Source organism: Escherichia sp. 93.1518 (genome assembly GCF_013368915.2).
GTDB classification, from domain to species: domain Bacteria; phylum Pseudomonadota; class Gammaproteobacteria; order Enterobacterales; family Enterobacteriaceae; genus Escherichia; species Escherichia ruysiae.
This window is the reverse complement of sequence record NZ_JABWMT020000017.1, coordinates 13259-31388: the sequence shown is the minus strand read 5'-3', so window position 1 is coordinate 31388 and position 18130 is coordinate 13259. Positions and strand designations below refer to the sequence as shown.

23 protein-coding genes are annotated in these 18130 nt (G+C 51.3%); 11 read left to right on the top strand and 12 right to left on the bottom strand.

The genetic code is table 11. The features are described 5' to 3' along the window. Positions 1-34 precede the first annotated feature (34 nt). The 9 genes from ptsN to HEN21_RS13870 all read right to left on the bottom strand — a co-directional run bounded on the left by ptsN (position 35) and on the right by HEN21_RS13870 (position 6829). Complete coding sequence (gene ptsN / locus HEN21_RS13910) at positions 35-526, bottom strand: PTS IIA-like nitrogen regulatory protein PtsN (RefSeq protein WP_000183676.1); 492 nt, start codon at positions 524-526, stop codon at positions 35-37. Positions 527-643: 117 nt separating this feature from the next. Continuing rightward, a complete protein-coding gene (gene hpf / locus HEN21_RS13905) occupies positions 644-931 on the bottom strand; it encodes a ribosome hibernation promoting factor (protein WP_001176602.1) in 288 nt (95 codons plus the stop codon). 22 nt (positions 932-953) lie between these two features. Further along, a complete protein-coding gene (gene rpoN / locus HEN21_RS13900; protein ID WP_176251700.1) occupies positions 954-2387 on the bottom strand; it encodes an RNA polymerase factor sigma-54 in 1434 nt (477 codons plus the stop codon). Positions 2388-2434: 47 nt separating this feature from the next. Then, entirely contained in the window at positions 2435-3160 is a 726-nt protein-coding gene (gene lptB, locus HEN21_RS13895) for an LPS export ABC transporter ATP-binding protein (protein WP_000224099.1), read from the bottom strand. Between the two features lie 6 nt (positions 3161-3166). Next, on the bottom strand, positions 3167-3724 hold the full coding sequence (lptA, locus tag HEN21_RS13890; protein ID WP_000669785.1) for a lipopolysaccharide ABC transporter substrate-binding protein LptA: 558 nt from the start codon (positions 3722-3724) through the stop codon (positions 3167-3169). Further along, a complete protein-coding gene (lptC, locus tag HEN21_RS13885; RefSeq protein WP_000030542.1) occupies positions 3693-4268 on the bottom strand; it encodes an LPS export ABC transporter periplasmic protein LptC in 576 nt (191 codons plus the stop codon). The genes lptA and lptC overlap by 32 nt, the downstream gene beginning before the upstream one ends. After that, on the bottom strand, positions 4265-4831 hold the full coding sequence (gene kdsC, locus HEN21_RS13880) for a 3-deoxy-manno-octulosonate-8-phosphatase KdsC (protein ID WP_001030165.1): 567 nt from the start codon (positions 4829-4831) through the stop codon (positions 4265-4267). Before kdsC ends, lptC begins: the two co-directional genes overlap by 4 nt. Positions 4832-4851: 20 nt before the next feature. Beyond that, the gene (kdsD, locus tag HEN21_RS13875; protein WP_010346512.1) at positions 4852-5838 is read right to left on the bottom strand and encodes an arabinose-5-phosphate isomerase KdsD; all 987 of its coding nucleotides are present in this window, start codon (positions 5836-5838) and stop codon (positions 4852-4854) included. Between the two features lie 13 nt (positions 5839-5851). Next, positions 5852-6829 (bottom strand): calcium/sodium antiporter, encoded by a 978-nt coding sequence (locus tag HEN21_RS13870; RefSeq protein ID WP_000922893.1) that lies wholly within the window; start codon positions 6827-6829, stop codon positions 5852-5854. Positions 6830-7037: 208 nt separating this feature from the next. On the opposite strand from HEN21_RS13870, the gene mlaF reads away from it, so the two are divergent. The 7 genes from mlaF (at position 7038) to murA (ending at position 11868) form a co-directional block, all read left to right on the top strand. Further along, entirely contained in the window at positions 7038-7847 is an 810-nt protein-coding gene (gene mlaF, locus HEN21_RS13865) for a phospholipid ABC transporter ATP-binding protein MlaF (protein WP_000438245.1), read from the top strand. Between the two features lie 7 nt (positions 7848-7854). After that, complete coding sequence (gene mlaE, locus HEN21_RS13860; protein WP_000925792.1) at positions 7855-8637, top strand: lipid asymmetry maintenance ABC transporter permease subunit MlaE; 783 nt, start codon at positions 7855-7857, stop codon at positions 8635-8637. Positions 8638-8641: 4 nt separating this feature from the next. Beyond that, positions 8642-9193 (top strand): outer membrane lipid asymmetry maintenance protein MlaD, encoded by a 552-nt coding sequence (gene mlaD, locus HEN21_RS13855; RefSeq protein WP_016159478.1) that lies wholly within the window; start codon positions 8642-8644, stop codon positions 9191-9193. A gap of 18 nt (positions 9194-9211) precedes the next feature. Next, entirely contained in the window at positions 9212-9847 is a 636-nt protein-coding gene (mlaC, locus tag HEN21_RS13850; protein ID WP_000476484.1) for a phospholipid-binding protein MlaC, read from the top strand. Next, positions 9847-10140 carry a lipid asymmetry maintenance protein MlaB gene (gene mlaB / locus HEN21_RS13845; RefSeq protein ID WP_000004491.1) on the top strand — a complete coding sequence of 98 codons (294 nt, stop codon included), beginning with the start codon at positions 9847-9849 and terminating at the stop codon, positions 10138-10140. The genes mlaC and mlaB overlap by 1 nt, the downstream gene beginning before the upstream one ends. Before the next feature lie 159 nt (positions 10141-10299). Further along, entirely contained in the window at positions 10300-10554 is a 255-nt protein-coding gene (ibaG, locus tag HEN21_RS13840; protein ID WP_010346509.1) for a BolA family iron metabolism protein IbaG, read from the top strand. 54 nt (positions 10555-10608) lie between these two features. Further along, positions 10609-11868 (top strand): UDP-N-acetylglucosamine 1-carboxyvinyltransferase, encoded by a 1260-nt coding sequence (gene murA, locus HEN21_RS13835; protein WP_000357267.1) that lies wholly within the window; start codon positions 10609-10611, stop codon positions 11866-11868. Positions 11869-11915: 47 nt separating this feature from the next. On the opposite strand, the gene sfsB is transcribed toward murA, so the two are convergent. Further along, positions 11916-12194 carry a DNA-binding transcriptional regulator SfsB gene (gene sfsB, locus HEN21_RS13830; protein WP_000445413.1) on the bottom strand — a complete coding sequence of 93 codons (279 nt, stop codon included), beginning with the start codon at positions 12192-12194 and terminating at the stop codon, positions 11916-11918. A 226-nt stretch (positions 12195-12420) separates the two neighbouring features. Beyond that, positions 12421-13392 (bottom strand): octaprenyl diphosphate synthase, encoded by a 972-nt coding sequence (gene ispB, locus HEN21_RS13825; protein WP_176251699.1) that lies wholly within the window; start codon positions 13390-13392, stop codon positions 12421-12423. A gap of 258 nt (positions 13393-13650) precedes the next feature. Between ispB and rplU the strand changes: the two genes are divergently transcribed. From rplU to cgtA, 4 genes are all read left to right on the top strand, one after another. Next, positions 13651-13962, top strand: a complete 312-nt coding sequence (rplU, locus tag HEN21_RS13820; RefSeq protein WP_000271401.1) for a 50S ribosomal protein L21 — start codon at positions 13651-13653, stop codon at positions 13960-13962. A gap of 20 nt (positions 13963-13982) precedes the next feature. Continuing rightward, complete coding sequence (gene rpmA, locus HEN21_RS13815) at positions 13983-14240, top strand: 50S ribosomal protein L27 (protein WP_000940596.1); 258 nt, start codon at positions 13983-13985, stop codon at positions 14238-14240. 126 nt (positions 14241-14366) lie between these two features. Further along, positions 14367-15332, top strand: a complete 966-nt coding sequence (locus HEN21_RS13810; protein WP_105285441.1) for a DMT family transporter — start codon at positions 14367-14369, stop codon at positions 15330-15332. A gap of 15 nt (positions 15333-15347) precedes the next feature. Further along, on the top strand, positions 15348-16520 hold the full coding sequence (gene cgtA, locus HEN21_RS13805; RefSeq protein ID WP_000673561.1) for an Obg family GTPase CgtA: 1173 nt from the start codon (positions 15348-15350) through the stop codon (positions 16518-16520). Between the two features lie 174 nt (positions 16521-16694). Here the strand turns inward: cgtA and dacB are convergent, their stop codons facing one another. Next, on the bottom strand, positions 16695-18128 hold the full coding sequence (gene dacB, locus HEN21_RS13800) for a serine-type D-Ala-D-Ala carboxypeptidase (RefSeq protein ID WP_001212645.1): 1434 nt from the start codon (positions 18126-18128) through the stop codon (positions 16695-16697). Positions 18129-18130 lie beyond the last annotated feature (2 nt).

Genomic DNA, 18130 nt, shown 5'->3' with positions numbered 1-18130 from the left:
CCTCACAACGTCTAAAAGAGACATTACAGAATAACTACGCTTCATCCGGAGTACCTTCGGTATCCGTAATGATTTGATACAGCTCTTCATCACTCTGGGCTGCGCGTAAACGGCGGCAGATGGTTTTGTCCGCCAGACGTTTCGCCACCAGCGAAAGAGTATGCAGGTGCGTTTTGGTTTGGTCAGCCGGCACCAGCAGGGCAAAAAGTAAGTCCACCGGTTGGTTGTCTATGGCATCGAAAGCTATAGGCGTTTCGAGCTGAACGAAAACACCAACGGCACGCAGAGTATCTTCTTCCAGTTTGCCATGCGGAATGGCAATGCCATTACCGATACCGGTACTGCCCATTTTTTCCCGCGTCAGAATAGCTTCAAAAACCACCTGAGGCGGCAGGCTGAGTTGTTTCGCAGCCAGTTCGCTGATAATTTCCAGTGCACGTTTTTTGCTCTGACAGTGGACGCGGCTTCGCGTACATTCCCTGTTAAGAACACTGCTAAGCTGTAGAGTTGTATCATTATTTGTCATAATTTCACCTAAGAACCTGACCACTCGAATCGTGGGACAGGTTCGGAGCATTAACCGTACAAATGGCCCGTTGTGTCGCACAACAGGCCGCCATGCACTTGCTAATTGCCCGGACAATTAGTGTTGTTTCAATTTATCTTTATGCTTGGTCAACTGGCGTGCCAGCTTATCGATTAAGCCATCAATGGCAGCGTACATGTCCTGACCTTCCGCGCTGGCATGAATTTCGCCACCGTTTACATGCAGTGTTGCATCTGAGGTATGGGTGACTTTCTCCACTTTCAGAACAACATAGACTTGGTTGATTCGGTCAAAATATTGCTCAAGTTTGGCAAATTTTGATGTGACAAATTCGCGCAGGGCCTCGGTGATCTCGACGTTATTTCCGGTAATGTTGAGCTGCATAGTGTCTTCCTTATCGGTTGGGTCAAACGAGCTGTTTACGCTGGTTTGACGGCGGAATGGATAAAGACTCTCGGTATTTCGCAACAGTGCGGCGTGCCACCATGATACCTTGTTCCGACAGCAAAGAGGTTAACTTGCTGTCGCTCAACGGTTTCGCTGGGTTTTCCGCCGCGATTAATTTCTTCACCAGCGCACGAATCGCCGTGGACGAGGCTTCGCCGCCGCCCTCGGTATTGACGTGACTGGAGAAAAAATACTTCAGTTCAAAAATGCCTCGTGGACTATGCAGGTACTTTTGCGTGGTCACGCGAGATATCGTCGATTCATGCATTTCGACAGCCTGGGCGATATCGGCCAGTACCATCGGTTTCATATATTCTTCGCCTTGCTCAAAGAAGGCTTGCTGCTGTTCAACAATACAGCGACTCACGCGCAGTAGCGTATCGTTACGACTTTCCAGACTCTTAATCAACCATTTGGCATCCTGCAGATTGCTGCGGATAAACTGGCTGTCGCCATCGTTACGTGTGTTATTACACATCGAGGCATAGTGCTGGTTGATTTGCAGACGCGGAATACTGTCGCTGTTGAGTTCCACCGTCCAGTGGTCGTTATGCTTACGCACCAACACATCTGGAATGACATATTCCGGTTCGCCGGTCTGGATCGACTGACCGGGGCGCGGATCGAGCGACTGGATCAGATTGACGGCTTCTTTCAGCACATCTTCTTTTAGACGAGTTACGCGCATTAGTGTGCGGAAGTCGTGATTCGCCAGTAGATCAAGATGATTGCTAATGATCAGTCGAGCTTCTTCCAGCCACGGCGTCGTTTTGTCGAATTGGGAGAGTTGGATCAGCAGGCAGTCGCGCAGATCTTTCGCCGCTACACCGACCGGGTCAAACCGTTGGATCCGCTTGAGGACCGCTTCAACTTCATCGATGTCGATCTCTTCATCGCCCATGCTTTCGAGAATATCTTCCAGTGGGACGGTGAGATAACCGGTATCATCAACGGCATCAACGATGGAGGTGGCGATAGCGCGGTCAGTGTCGGAAAACGGCGTCAGTTCGACCTGCCACATCAGATAATCCTGCAAGGTCTGCGTCGTTTCGCCTTGATAGACTGGTAGTTCGTCGTCAATGTAGTCACCGCTGGTGCCGGACGGCGTACCGGCAGTGTAGATGGTGTCCCAACTGGCATCGAGCGGCAGCTCTTCCGGCATCTCTTTTTGTTCGAGCGCGTCAGCAGTGTCCAGCGTTTCGCTATCTGGCGTTTCGTGAGTGTCGATTTCATCATGAGTGTCGATTTGCTCAAGCAGTGGATTACTCTCCAGCGCCTGCTGCAGCTCCTGTTGAAGTTCCAGCGTGGACAGCTGCAACAGACGAATTGCCTGTTGTAGCTGAGGCGTCATCGCCAGTTGCTGACTAAGCCTGAGTTGCAAACCTTGCTTCATGTTCAGAATCGTACTCTCCTGCTAAAACGTCGCGAGCTTCTACCCTATCAGAGTCTGAAGTCTTCCCCAAGGTATACACGCTTAACATGTTCGTCTTGTAAGATTTCTGTAGGTGTGCCGTGGGCGATCAAATGCCCCTGACTGACGATATAAGCGCGTTCACAAACTGCCAGTGTTTCACGCACATTATGGTCAGTGATCAGCACACCCAGGCCGCTGTCGCGCAGGTGCTCAATGATGCGTTTGATGTCGATAACCGAGATCGGGTCAACCCCGGCAAACGGTTCATCAAGCAGAATAAATTTCGGATTCGCAGCCAGTGCGCGGGCAATTTCTACACGGCGACGTTCACCACCGGAGAGCGATTGCCCCATGCTGTCACGCAGGTGCTCAATGTGAAACTCTTCCATCAGCTCGTTCGCGCGGTCTTCACGTTGTTCAGCAGACAAGTCGTCACGAATTTGCAGTACCGCCATCAGGTTATCGTAAACGCTGAGGCGGCGGAAAATGGAGGCTTCCTGCGGCAGATAGCCGATACCACGGCGCGCGCGCGCGTGTAATGGCAGCAGACTGATATCGTCATCATCAATAATGATGTTGCCTGCATCGCGCGGCACAATGCCCACAACCATGTAGAAAGTGGTAGTCTTACCGGCACCGTTTGGCCCCAGCAGACCAACAATTTCCCCGGAGTTGACGGTCAGACTGACGTCTTCCACCACGCGGCGACCCTTGTAGGCTTTTGCAAGGTTCTTTGCTGTTAATGTTGCCATAACGAATTAATTACCTTTCTTCTGTGCCGGGGTCTGGCCTTTGTTGTTTTTATCCTGCAACTGCGACGGCACCAGAACGGTGGTTACGCGCTTACCTTTATCGCTGAAAGCCTGCATTTTCTGCTCTTTCACCAGATAAGTGATTTTATCGCCCTTTATATTGCTATCGACCTGCTGCAGATAAGCATTACCGGTCAGAACGACAAAATCTTTCGCCAGTTCGTAATGCATCTGGGAAGCGTGACCTTCGACAGGTTTACCGTTGTCCTGCATTTGATAGAACGTCGCTGGCTTACCGTAGCCATCGATCACTTCTTTGCCCTGCTCGCCGCCCGGACGGGTAACGACCACTTTATCGGCATTAATTTTGATGGTGCCCTGGGTAACAATGACGTTACCCGTGAAGGTGACCACGTTGCCTTGCATATCAAGAGATTGCTGATCCGACTCAATGTGAATCGGCTGGTCAGTGTCTCCGGTAACGGCAAATGCCGGAATACTGGCGGCCAGAAGTGAGCTGGCAAGCACAAGATTAAGGCTGAGTTTGTTTGTTTTGAATTTCATAGGATGTTCTAACCTTTTCAATCAGCTCGGCGTTCTTGCTGCGTAAGTTGCCGCGCATTTTCAGACCGCTGGAGTTAAATGTTGTTCCGTATAACGTGACGAGGTCTTCAGAGGTAACATCCTGCGTCACCAGATTGATCTGCGCGTTATCCGTCGTGATTCTGCGAAGTTGAGAGTCCGGCACAAGTGCGTTGACTTCAACGTGTCCATATAAATAGAGCATCCGATCATTGGTCAGCTTGGCTTTATCCGCTTTTACGGACCATGTCGGGATTTTATCCTTATCAAACGTAGTAAGTACCGGTTGCGTAAACCACGAAACGGCCTGATCGGAATAATATTCAACGTGTTGAGCAATCAATCGATAGCTTAGCGCCCCTTCTGGGTTATAGACGAGCGTGTCCGTATGCTCGCTTTTATAGGTGGGATCATTGTTGTTGACGACCACCTGGGCGGTATCGTCTTTCTCGGTCATGTTAATACCGATCATCACCAGAACCGCCAGTGATAGCACAATGATAACCCAACGTCTGGCTTTACTCATATCGATTGCCCTTTGGCTTCATCCAGTTTGCCCTGCGCCAGGAGTAATAAGTCGCAAACTTCACGCACTGCGCCACGACCGCCAGCAATGCGAGTCACGTAATCGGCGCGCGGAAGCAACAGCGGGTGCGCATCGGCCACGGCTACGCTTAGGCCCACTTTTTCCATTACCGGCCAGTCGATGAGATCATCCCCAACGTAAGCCACGTTTTCCGGGGCGATCGCCAGTTTTTCCAGCAGATCGCTAAAGGCGATAAGTTTATTCGACTGCCCCTGATACAAGTGAGTAATCCCCAATGTGGCACAGCGATCTTCTACCAGTTTAGCCTTTCGCCCGGTAATGATGGCGACTTCAATATCAGAGGTGAGCGCACAACGAATGCCATAACCATCACGAACATTGAACGCTTTAAGTTCTTCGCCGTTGTTGCCCATATAAATCAGGCCATCTGACAGCACGCCATCGACGTCAAGGATCAGCAGACGAATATTTTCTGCTTTTGCCATAACGTCGGCACTGACAGGGCCGTAACAGGTCTCAAGTGACGCACCTGCTTTATTCATTGTTGTTTATCCTTGAATCTTTACACTACGCCAGCACGCAGTAAATCATGCATATGTAACACACCGAGTAAATGGTCGCCATCGGCAACCATTACGGAGGTGATATGGCGGGACTGCATTAAGTTCAGTGCCTCAACGGCCAGAATGCCAGGGCGTACGCGAATTCCCCCCGGCGTCATCACATCGGCAATACTTAATTGACGGACATCTACGCCCATATCGAAGACACGGCGTAAATCACCGTCGGTAAAGATGCCTTCAATCATCATATTGTCATCGCAAATGACGGTCATACCAAGATTTTTGCGGGTAACTTCCAGTAATGCATCGCGCAGGCTGGCGGTTTTTTTAACATGCGGGATCTCATCACCCGTATGCATAATATCGTTTACGCGCAGCAGAAGTTTACGACCCAGTGCGCCGCCGGGATGTGAGAGCGCAAAATCTTCGGCGGTAAAGCCGCGCGCTTTTAACAGCGCGACGGCGAGCGCATCGCCCATAACCAGCGTGGCGGTGGTGCTGCTGGTCGGTGCCAGCCCCAACGGACAGGCTTCTTTCGCTACTTTAACACACAGATGCACGTCTGCGGCGCGCGCCATGCTGCTCTCCGGGCGACCGGTAATGCAGATTAACGGCACGTGAAGACGCTTAAGCACCGGAATCAATGCATTGATTTCGCTGGATTCACCAGAGTTAGAGATAGCAATTACCACATCCTGCGGGGTGACCATGCCTAAATCGCCATGCGCGGCTTCGCCAGGATGGACGAAAAATGACGGAGTACCGGTGCTGGCAAAGGTCGCGGCCATTTTGCGTCCAATGTGTCCCGATTTGCCCATCCCCATAACCACGACTTTGCCTTTACACCAAAACATCTTTTCGCAAGCGAGCGCGAAATTCTGATTGATGTATTGATCAAGCTCCGCCAGGCATTCACGTTCAATCGCCAGGACTTCTTTACCTGCTTGCTGAAAGTCAAAACCCGGTTGCAACTCTACGTGCGACATAATGCGTTTCCAGTTATTCAACGAGTATTGGCGATAACCAGTACAACATCGCCAGCCATACGATAAATCCGCCTGTTAATAATACCCCTACGCCACGGCCCGGTTGCGGGGAGCGTCGCCAGCACAGCAACGCAAAAATAATGCTTACCAACAACATCACGCTATAGTCACGGCTGTACGCCAGTGGGTTAACCTCCCCTGGCGTAATCAGCGCCGGCAGACCCAGTACGATGACGATATTAAAAATATTCGCGCCAATGATATTACCGATGGCGATGTCGTTTTCACCTTTGCGAACACCGGCTATCGCGGTTGCCAGTTCTGGCAGACTAGTGCCGATAGCGATTGCCGTCAGACCAATAGTCAATTCGCTGATGGCAAAGTAATTCGCCAATACGGTGGCGTTATCAATCACCATCCGCGTAGCCACTGGCATGATGATCAGCGCAATGCCAAGCCATAAAAATGCGACGGGTAAACCGCCTTCACGCGGTAGCTCTGCAAGCTGCTCTCTGGTCAGGCTATCGGTTCCCTGACGTTCGGCCTGATGTGCAAGTTTAACAATGAACAGCAGCCATAGCACAGCCAGAAAAAGGAGAAAGATACCATCGCTGCGACTAAGTTGTCCGTCATAGAGTACGGAACCGGCTACCACGCTGACGAATAACATTAATGGTAACTCGCGGCGCAGAACATCGGAATGGACGGTAAAAGGGCGCACCAGTGCGGTCAGACCTAGGATCAGCAAGATATTGATAATGTTTGAGCCAAGCGCCGTGCCGACGGCTAAATCGCGTTGTTCGTGCAGCGACGCGGCAAGCGAAACAATAATTTCTGGAAGTGACGTGCCAATACTGACCACAGTCATGCCAATGATCAGCGGAGGGATGCCAAAAGTGCGGCAAAGAATGGAAGCGGCAAATACCAGACGATCGGCACTGTATACGACCAAAAGTAAACCAACAATTAACAGTGCCGTAGCTAAAAGCATCTAACGTCCTTTCTTCAGGTATACTCGCCGGTCGCTGAAGATTCTCAGAAAGCCGTAACGGATTCTTAATTTTGACTTTATGCGGCTAAAAAGTAAAACAAATGCCAGCTTTAGCTAACCACGGCGGGTAATATTCTGTAAATATGTTGGGTTCAAGGTTAAATTGAGCGCCATGCTTAGAAAATCAACGCAAGACGAAGGGTGAATTATGGAGCAGTCTGTGGCGAATTTAGTCGATATGCGCGATGTCAGTTTTACGCGTGGCAATCGCTGCATCTTCGATAATATTTCCCTGACCGTGCCGCGAGGGAAGATCACGGCAATCATGGGGCCATCGGGCATCGGTAAAACGACGCTACTCCGTCTGATTGGCGGGCAAATCGCACCAGATCACGGTGAGATCCTTTTTGATGGCGAGAATATTCCGGCGATGTCTCGTTCGCGCCTGTACACTGTGCGCAAACGGATGAGCATGTTGTTTCAGTCCGGGGCGTTGTTCACAGATATGAACGTATTTGACAACGTGGCCTATCCACTGCGCGAACATACCCAGCTCCCCGCGCCATTGTTGCATAGCACGGTGATGATGAAGCTGGAAGCCGTAGGGCTGCGTGGAGCGGCGAAACTTATGCCTTCTGAACTTTCCGGCGGGATGGCTCGTCGCGCTGCACTGGCGCGTGCGATTGCCCTGGAGCCGGATCTCATCATGTTTGATGAACCGTTTGTTGGGCAGGATCCGATCACTATGGGCGTACTGGTGAAGCTGATTTCTGAGCTGAACAGCGCGTTGGGCGTGACTTGCGTGGTAGTTTCTCATGATGTGCCGGAAGTCTTAAGTATTGCTGATCACGCCTGGATTCTGGCGGATAAAAAAATTGTCGCTCACGGTAGCGCCCAGGCGTTGCAGGCGAATCCTGATCCGCGCGTACGTCAGTTTCTGGACGGGATAGCTGACGGACCTGTTCCGTTCCGCTATCCTGCCGGCGATTATCACGCTGATCTTTTACCAGGGAGTTAAGCCACTCATGCTGTTAAATGCGCTGGCCTCGCTTGGACATAAAGGGATTAAAACCCTGAGAACGTTCGGGCGGGCCGGGTTAATGTTATTCAATGCGCTGGTAGGCAAACCGGAATTTCGTAAACATGCGCCGCTGCTGGTGCGTCAGCTCTATAATGTCGGCGTCCTGTCGATGCTGATTATTGTGGTTTCTGGCGTGTTCATCGGAATGGTGCTGGGTCTGCAAGGTTATCTGGTTCTGACCACCTATAGTGCGGAAACCAGTCTGGGTATGCTGGTGGCGTTATCGCTGCTGCGTGAACTGGGACCGGTGGTTGCTGCGTTACTGTTTGCCGGGCGTGCCGGTTCGGCGCTAACCGCAGAAATCGGCTTGATGCGCGCCACAGAGCAGCTCTCCAGCATGGAGATGATGGCGGTCGATCCGCTGCGTCGGGTTATTTCTCCGCGTTTCTGGGCTGGGGTTATTTCATTGCCATTGCTGACGATTATTTTCGTCGCCGTGGGGATCTGGGGCGGATCGCTGGTCGGCGTTAGCTGGAAAGGTATTGATAGCGGATTCTTCTGGTCGGCAATGCAAAACGCCGTCGACTGGCGTATGGATCTGGTCAACTGTCTGATTAAGAGCGTGGTGTTCGCCATTACGGTGACGTGGATTTCGTTGTTTAACGGCTACGACGCCATCCCGACTTCTGCCGGGATTAGCCGGGCAACCACTCGCACCGTTGTCCACTCGTCTCTGGCTGTTCTGGGGCTGGATTTTGTGCTGACCGCATTGATGTTTGGGAATTGAGTTCATGCAAACGAAAAAAAATGAAATTTGGGTGGGTATCTTTTTATTAGCAGCACTGCTGGCGGCGCTGTTTGTCTGCCTGAAGGCGGCAAACGTGACGTCCATACGTACTGAACCGACCTACACGCTTTATGCGACGTTCGATAACATTGGCGGCCTGAAAGCGCGCTCTCCGGTCAGCATTGGCGGCGTTGTCGTCGGTCGGGTGGCAGATATTACGCTGGATCCGAAAACCTATCTGCCGCGCGTGACGCTGGAAATTGAACAACGTTATAACCACATTCCTGACACAAGTTCGCTGAGTATTCGTACTTCCGGCCTGCTTGGAGAGCAGTATCTGGCGTTAAACGTCGGTTTTGAAGACCCCGAACTGGGTACTGCTATCCTGAAGGATGGTGATTCGATTCAGGACACCAAGTCTGCGATGGTGCTGGAAGATCTCATTGGTCAGTTCCTTTACGGTAGTAAAGGCGATGACAATAAGAATAGTGGCGATGCGCCAGCTGCTGCGCCAGGTAATAATGAAACCACTGAACCTGTGGGTACAACGAAATAATTTCAGGAGAACCGACGCATGTTTAAACGTTTAATGATGGTCGCTTTGCTGGTGATTGCACCGCTGAGTGCGGCAACTGCGGCAGACCAGACCAATCCGTATAAGTTGATGGACGAGGCGGCGCAGAAAACGTTCGATCGCCTGAAGAATGAGCAACCGCAAATCCGGGCCAACCCGGATTATTTGCGTACTATCGTCGATCAGGAACTGCTGCCGTATGTGCAGGTGAAATACGCTGGTGCACTGGTACTGGGTCAGTACTACAAGAGCGCGACCCCAGCCCAACGTGATGCATACTTTGCCGCTTTCCGTGAGTACCTGAAGCAGGCTTACGGTCAGGCGCTGGCGATGTATCACGGGCAGACTTACCAGATTGCGCCAGAACAGCCGCTGGGTGACAAAACCATTGTGCCTATTCGCGTTACTATTATTGACCCGAATGGTCGCCCGCCGGTACGTCTGGACTTCCAGTGGCGTAAAAACTCCCAGACTGGCAACTGGCAGGCTTACGACATGATTGCAGAAGGCGTCAGCATGATCACCACCAAACAAAACGAGTGGGGGACACTACTGCGTACCAAAGGTATCGACGGCCTGACCGCGCAACTGAAATCAATTTCTCAACAGAAAATCACTCTGGAAGAGAAAAAATAATGAGCGAGTCACTGAGCTGGGTGCAGACGGGCAACACTCTGGTATTAACCGGAGAGTTGGATCAAGACGTACTGCTACCGCTTTGGGAAGTGCGTGAAGAAGCGGTGAAGGGAATTACCTGCATCGATCTTAGCCGCGTGTCCCGCGTCGATACTGGTGGACTGGCGCTGCTGCTCCACCTTATCGATCTGGCGAAAAAGCAGGGCAACAGCGTGACGCTTCAGGGGGTAAACGATAAGGTGTATACCCTGGCAAAGTTGTATAATTTGCCGTCTGATGTCCTGCCTCGTTAAATTTTTTCAGGCTGGATAAGGCGTTAACCGCCTGTCCGGCAAATCCGCCTGCAAGTCGAGCCTTGTTTGATTTATCAGCAAGGCTTTTTGCTTATTTATGCCAGCGCAACTTTGCTCTAAGATGTTTTGCTGGTTTATTAACTGATGAATGAAGATCCCATGGAAAATAATGAAATTCAGAGTGTGCTGATGAACGCTCTCTCCCTCCAGGAAGTCCACGTTTCCGGCGATGGCAGCCACTTTCAGGTTATTGCCGTGGGTGAGATGTTTGACGGCATGAGCCGGGTTAAAAAACAGCAGACGGTTTATGGTCCGCTGATGGAATATATTGCGGATAACCGCATTCATGCTGTGTCGATCAAAGCGTATACCCCTACGGAGTGGGCGCGAGATCGCAAACTGAACGGCTTTTGAGCTATGGGCGATTTGCCGGTAGCGGATATGAATTGTTAACTGAGAACAAACTAAATGGATAAATTTCGTGTTCAGGGGCCAACAAAGCTCCAGGGCGAAGTCACAATTTCCGGCGCTAAAAATGCTGCTCTGCCTATCCTTTTTGCCGCACTACTGGCGGAAGAACCGGTAGAGATCCAGAACGTCCCGAAACTGAAAGACGTTGATACATCAATGAAGCTGCTAAGCCAGCTGGGTGCGAAAGTAGAACGTAATGGGTCTGTGCATATTGACGCCCGCGACGTTAATGTATTCTGCGCACCTTATGATTTGGTCAAAACCATGCGAGCCTCTATCTGGGCGCTGGGGCCGCTGGTGGCACGTTTCGGTCAGGGACAGGTTTCTCTACCTGGTGGTTGTACGATTGGTGCGCGTCCGGTTGATTTGCATATTTCCGGGCTTGAGCAATTAGGCGCGACGATCAAACTGGAAGAAGGTTACGTAAAAGCTTCCGTTGATGGGCGTCTGAAAGGCGCGCATATCGTGATGGATAAAGTCAGCGTCGGCGCAACCGTGACCATCATGTGTGCTGCAACCCTGGCGGAAGGCACCACGATTATTGAAAACGCTGCGCGTGAACCGGAAATTGTCGATACCGCGAACTTCCTGATTACGCTGGGCGCGAAAATTAGCGGTCAGGGCACCGATCGTATCGTCATCGAAGGTGTGAAACGTTTAGGCGGTGGTGTCTATCGCGTGCTGCCGGATCGCATCGAAACCGGCACGTTCCTGGTGGCAGCGGCAATCTCTCGCGGCAAAATTATCTGCCGTAACGCCCAGCCAGATACTCTTGACGCTGTGCTGGCGAAACTGCGTGACGCCGGAGCGGACATTGAAGTAGGTGAGGACTGGATTAGCCTGGATATGCATGGCAAACGTCCGAAGGCTGTTAATGTGCGTACCGCGCCGCATCCGGCGTTCCCGACCGATATGCAGGCTCAGTTCACGCTGCTGAACCTGGTGGCAGAAGGCACCGGATTCATCACCGAAACGGTCTTTGAAAACCGCTTTATGCACGTGCCAGAACTGAGCCGTATGGGCGCGCAAGCCGAGATTGAAAGCAATACCGTTATTTGTCACGGTGTCGAAAAACTTTCCGGCGCACAGGTCATGGCGACCGATCTGCGTGCATCAGCAAGCCTGGTACTGGCTGGCTGTATTGCGGAAGGGACTACGGTTGTTGATCGTATTTATCACATCGATCGCGGCTACGAACGCATTGAAGACAAATTGCGTGCATTAGGTGCGAATATCGAGCGTGTGAAAGGCGAGTAATCGTCTGAAAGCTGGCAGCCCCGTTCGCGGGGCTACCGCCAGACCACTCATTTTTTCGGTTTAGTGTAGCTGCGCATTAACTGCGTTCTGTCGATAAACTCATGTGTCTGCGGATCATGGTAGCGTGATGGCCATATAACCCATGGGTCAGTACCCAGGGCTTTCGCAATAATCATCTCTCCCTTTGGCCACGGACGCGATAATGCATTTGCCAGCGTCGAGGAACTCAAACCATTTCTGCGAGATTCCGCCGCCATTGACGTTCCCTTCTTGCGCAAACCCGCAATGATGTCAGCGGGATGCCAGTCAATGAAATTACTCTCCATCTTTCCTCACTCCTTAAGTTAGTCGCTTTCATTCAGAACATATGTTCTGTCGGGCATCACTATACTCCTGATGGCGAATTGCTCTAAAAAGTTCATGTAAATAGCGTGAAGATTCAGAATATATAAAGACAATAACCTGATTATTAAGATGGTATTACACTGAATAAGTATTTTTATGGAACTTACTGGAGTTATCCCGCGCAATGCGCGGGATAAAGGGAAGGAATTAACGATCGCGTTGAACCGCGATGTGTGCAAGGCCGATTAACGCCTCTCGCCACGGGGTATCCGGGAGTATCTGTAACGCTTCGATGGCTTTGTCTGCCTCTTCCTCGGCACGCTGACGCGTCCATTCAAGAGATCCACACGCGTTCATTGCTTCCAGAACCGGTTCCAGAAGATGACGCCCATTGCCTTGCTCAATAGCTGAACGGATCATTTGCGCCTGCTCCGGTGTACCATTATGCATCGCATGTAGCAGCGGCAGCGTCGGTTTACCTTCGTTTAGATCGTCCCCGACGTTTTTACCTAACTGTTCACCATCGGCGCTGTAATCGAGTAAATCGTCGATGAGCTGAAAAGCGGTGCCGAGGTAACGACCATAATCCTGCAGGCCTTTTTCCTCTTCCGGCGTACATCCTGCCAGAATCCCGGAACACTGCGCAGCAGCCTCAAACAGACGTGCAGTTTTGCTGTAGATAACGCGCATGTAGTTTTCTTCGGTGATATCCGGGTCGTTAACGTTCATCAGTTGCAGAACTTCACCTTCTGCGATGACGTTTACGGCTTCTGACATCACTTCCAGCACTTTGAGCGAGCCGAGGCTGGTCATCATCTGGAACGCGCGGGTGTAAATAAAATCGCCTACCAGCACGCTGGCAGCATTGCCAAATGCGGCGTTAGCGGTCGCTTTACCACGGCGCATATCTGATTCATCCACAACGTCGTCGTGTAGTAGAGTCGCTGTGTGGATAAACTCGATTAGGGCAGCAATGGTGACATGCGCATTTCCCTCATAGCCAACAGCTCGAGCAGCCAGTACAGCAATCATCGGACGAATACGTTTACCGCCGCCGCTGACGATGTAATAGCCTAACTGATTGATCAGTTGGACCTCGGAATTAAGCTGCTCAAGGATTGCCGCATTAACACCCGCCATATCTTGCGCGGTTAACTCATTGATTTTTTCTAAATTCATCGCAAAAGCCGGGCTTTTCGCCCCGATTACCTTACTGTGAACAAAGGCAACTTAGGGTTTATGGTTAGGAATATAGGGTGATTGTACTGAAAAAATGGCACAGATAAACGTTACCGTACAAGTTGTGTTTTTTTTCTTCGTGTATTGACTGTAGCACTTGTCAAAGGCGTACGTTTTGCGTAATATTCGCGCCCTATTGTGAATATTTATAGCGCACTCTGAATCATTGAAAAGGTGTGCGCGGAAGCGGAGTTTTATATGTACGCGGTTTTCCAAAGTGGTGGTAAACAACACCGAGTAAGCGAAGGTCAGACCGTTCGCCTGGAAAAGCTGGACATCGCAACTGGCGAAACTGTTGAGTTCGCAGAAGTTCTGATGATCGCAAACGGTGAAGAAGTCAAAATCGGCGTTCCTTTCGTTGATGGCGGCGTAATCAAAGCTGAAGTTGTTGCTCACGGTCGTGGCGAGAAAGTTAAAATCGTTAAGTTTCGTCGTCGTAAACACTATCGTAAGCAGCAGGGCCATCGTCAGTGGTTCACTGATGTGAAAATTACTGGCATCAGCGCCTAAGACCTGAGGAGAGATTTCAAATGGCACATAAAAAGGCTGGCGGCTCCACACGTAACGGTCGCGATTCAGAAGCTAAACGCCTGGGCGTTAAGCGTTTCGGTGGCGAATCCGTTCTGGCGGGTAGCATCATCGTTCGTCAACGTGGCACCAAATTCCACGCTGGCACTAACGTAGGTTGCGGTCGTGACCACACTCTGTTTGCTAAAGCAGACGGTAAAGTGAAATTCGAAGTTAAAGGCCCGAAAAACCGTAAATTTATCAGCATCGAAGCTGAATAAGTTTTTCGCGTCCCGGTAACGGATGAAAGCCCCGCAACACGTTGCGGGGCTTTTTACATTCGATAGCCGGTAAAAATGCGCATCGTGCGGCGTTAATCCGCAAATGCGTTTTGCAGGGATTACGGTATGAAGCAGCAGGCAGGCATTGGCATTCTTTTGGCGCTCACCACAGCAATTTGCTGGGGGGCGTTGCCAATCGCAATGAAGCAGGTGCTGGAGGTGATGGAACCTCCGACAATTGTGTTTTACCGTTTCTTGATGGCGAGTATTGGCCTTGGTGCCATTCTTGCGGTGAAGAAGAAGCTGCCGCCATTACATGTGTTTCGTAAGCCACGCTGGCTGATATTACTGGCGGTGGCGACTGCCGGGCTGTTTGGGAATTTCATCCTGTTCAGTTCATCCTTGCAATATCTGAGTCCGACCGCCTCGCAGGTGATTGGGCAACTCTCGCCGGTTGGCATGATGGTTGCCAGCGTATTTATCCTGAAAGAGAAAATGCGCAGCACCCAGGTTGTGGGGGCATTGATGCTCCTGAGCGGCCTGGTGATGTTCTTTAACACCAGTCTGGTCGAGATATTTACAAAGCTCACCGATTACACCTGGGGAGTTATCTTTGGGGTCGGTGCGGCGACGGTTTGGGTGAGTTATGGCGTGGCGCAAAAGGTTTTATTACGTCGGCTGGCCTCACCGCAGATCCTGTTTTTGCTGTACACTTTATGTACAATTGCGCTCTTCCCTCTGGCAAAGCCTGGAGTGATAGCGCAGCTTAGCCACTGGCAGCTCGCATGTTTAATTTTTTGCGGACTGAATACGTTGGTAGGATATGGCGCCCTGGCGGAAGCGATGGCTCGCTGGCAGGCAGCGCAGGTGAGCGCGATCATCACGCTCACCCCACTGTTTACGCTGTTTTTTTCAGATCTTTTATCACTGGCCTGGCCCGATTTCTTCGCCAGACCGATGTTAAACCTTTTAGGTTATCTCGGTGCGTTTGTCGTGGTTGCGGGCGCGATGTATTCCGCCATTGGTCATCGTATTTGGGGCGGATTACGTAAGCATACAACGGTGGTATCGCAACCCCGCGCAGGCGAATGATTTACGGAGAATAAAATGAAGTTTGTTGATGAAGCATCGATTCTGGTCGTTGCAGGTGATGGCGGTAATGGTTGCGTGAGCTTCCGCCGCGAAAAATATATTCCGAAAGGCGGCCCGGATGGCGGCGACGGTGGTGACGGCGGTGACGTATGGATGGAAGCCGACGAGAACCTGAATACGCTTATCGATTATCGTTTTGAAAAATCTTTCCGCGCCGAGCGTGGTCAGAATGGCGCAAGCCGCGACTGCACCGGTAAGCGTGGTAAAGACGTGACGATTAAAGTGCCTGTAGGTACGCGTGTTATCGATCAGGGCACCGGCGAAACTATGGGCGATATGACCAAACACGGTCAGCGTCTGCTGGTTGCCAAGGGCGGCTGGCACGGTCTGGGCAATACCCGTTTCAAATCGTCCGTTAACCGTACACCACGGCAGAAAACTAACGGTACGCCGGGCGATAAGCGCGAGCTGCTGCTTGAACTAATGCTGCTGGCTGACGTCGGTATGCTGGGGATGCCAAATGCGGGTAAATCGACATTTATTCGCGCTGTCTCGGCGGCTAAACCGAAAGTAGCGGATTATCCGTTTACCACTCTGGTGCCAAGTCTGGGTGTGGTACGAATGGACAACGAAAAGAGCTTCGTTGTTGCCGATATTCCAGGGCTGATTGAAGGCGCAGCGGAAGGCGCAGGTCTGGGGATTCGCTTCCTGAAGCACCTGGAACGTTGCCGCGTCCTGTTGCACCTTATCGATATCGATCCGATTGACGGCACCGATCCGGTTGAAAACGCGCGTATTATTATCAGCGAGCTGGAAAAATACAGTCAGGATCTGGCGGCGAAACCGCGTTGGTTAGTCTTCAACAAGATCGATCTGCTGGATAAAGCGGAAGCCGAAGAGAAAGCGAAAGCGATCGCTGAGGCGCTGGGCTGGGAAGATAAATATTATCTGATCTCTGCGGCAAGCGGACTGGGCGTTAAAGATCTCTGCTGGGATGTGATGACCTTTATCATTGAAAACCCGGTCGTGCAGGCCGAAGAAGCGAAACAGCCAGAGAAAGTCGAATTCATGTGGGATGATTATCACCGTCAGCAGCTTGAAGAAATTGCTGAAGAGGATGATGAAGACTGGGATGACGACTGGGACGAAGACGACGAAGAAGGCGTTGAGTTCATTTACAAGCGTTAATTACTGATGACAAACGCCAAATAGCCTGATGCGCTACGCTTATCAGGCCTACAAGAGAATTGCAATATATCAATTTTGTAGGCCGAATCAGGCGTTAACGCCGCATCCGACATAAACAAGGCGCATTTTGTCAATAATCTGAAACCCCAGCCATGCGCCGGGGTTTCTTTTTGACTAATTGTTCTGATAAATATCTTTATACAAGCGGCTTTCAAATCGCACTAACGGAATACGGCGATTACGCTGATCCGCCGGTTCTACCGCATAGCCAGAAAGATATTGTACGAACGCCATTCGTTGCCCGCTTGCCGTGGTGATGAATCCTGCCAGGTTATACACCCCTTGCAATGACCCTGTTTTCGCTGAGACTTTGCCATCCACGCCTGCCTGATGCAGACCTGCACGGTACTGCAAAGAGCCGTCATATCCCGCCAGCGGCAGCATAGAGATAAAGTTAAGCTCGTTGTCGTGTTGGGCGATATATTGCAGCACCTGCATCATGGTGGCAGGCGCAATCAGGTTATGCCGCGAAAGCCCCGAGCCGTCGGCAATAATCGTGTTGCCAATATCGACACCGGCTTGCTGGCGCAGGATCTGACGCACGGCGTCCGACCCGGCTCGCCATGTTCCAGGCACATTGAAGCGCGCATGGCCTATCATGCGGAAAACCGTATCGGCGATCATGTTGTCTGATTTTTTCAGCATAATCTTAAGCAGATCATGCAAAGGAGCCGATTGTTTACTGGCAACCACCGTTCCAGGTTCGTTAACCTGAGTCTGGCGCAGCAGTGTTCCGCTCCAGGTGATACCTGCCTGTTTTAACTCATCTTTCAGAATTGCACCGGCATAGCTGGCACCATCTTGCACCGCAAAGGCTAACGGGAGCGGCTCGGAACGTTGTGGCAGGCATCCAGTCAGCGTAAAGCGGTTCAGGTCGCCTGGCACGACATCCAGCTCACAGTATTGCGCTTCGGCAGAACCACGGGGGAGGGTGCGTACCTGGCTGAACATCGTAACGGGGTAATAAGATGCCACGCGTATAAAAGCCATATCACCGGGTTTTTGGGCGCTGTAGAGCGAGACGGAGAAGCAATTGCGGTCAACAATGGCAGCGGCGGGAGGGGCGCTAAAGCATTGTGTCATATCATTCCATGGCCAGCCGGGAGCTTTATCATGACTGGCAAAAATGGAGGTATCTATGAGTACATTGCCATCGATTTGTGTGACACCAGATTTTTTCAGAGTCGCGACCATATTGCGAATATCCTGACGTTTTAGCGTAGGATCGGCACCAAATCGCGCCACTAAATCGCCTTTAAGCACTCCGTTTTCCACATTGCCTTTGGTTTCAAGCGTAGTGGTAAAACGAAAATCGGGGCCGAGTTGAATCAACGCCGCCAGCGCAGTGATTACTTTTTGCGTACTGGCGGGCAGCGCCATCTGCTGACTGTGGTAATCAATCGTGGGGGCAGACGCGCCGACTCTTTGCACCATCAGGGCAAGGTTGGCACCAGCGGGAAGCTGAGTAATGTACTCATCAACATTTGCGGCCTGGACACTGAACGCTATACAGCTGGTCAATCCGATGATAAATCTGGAAAATCGCATAA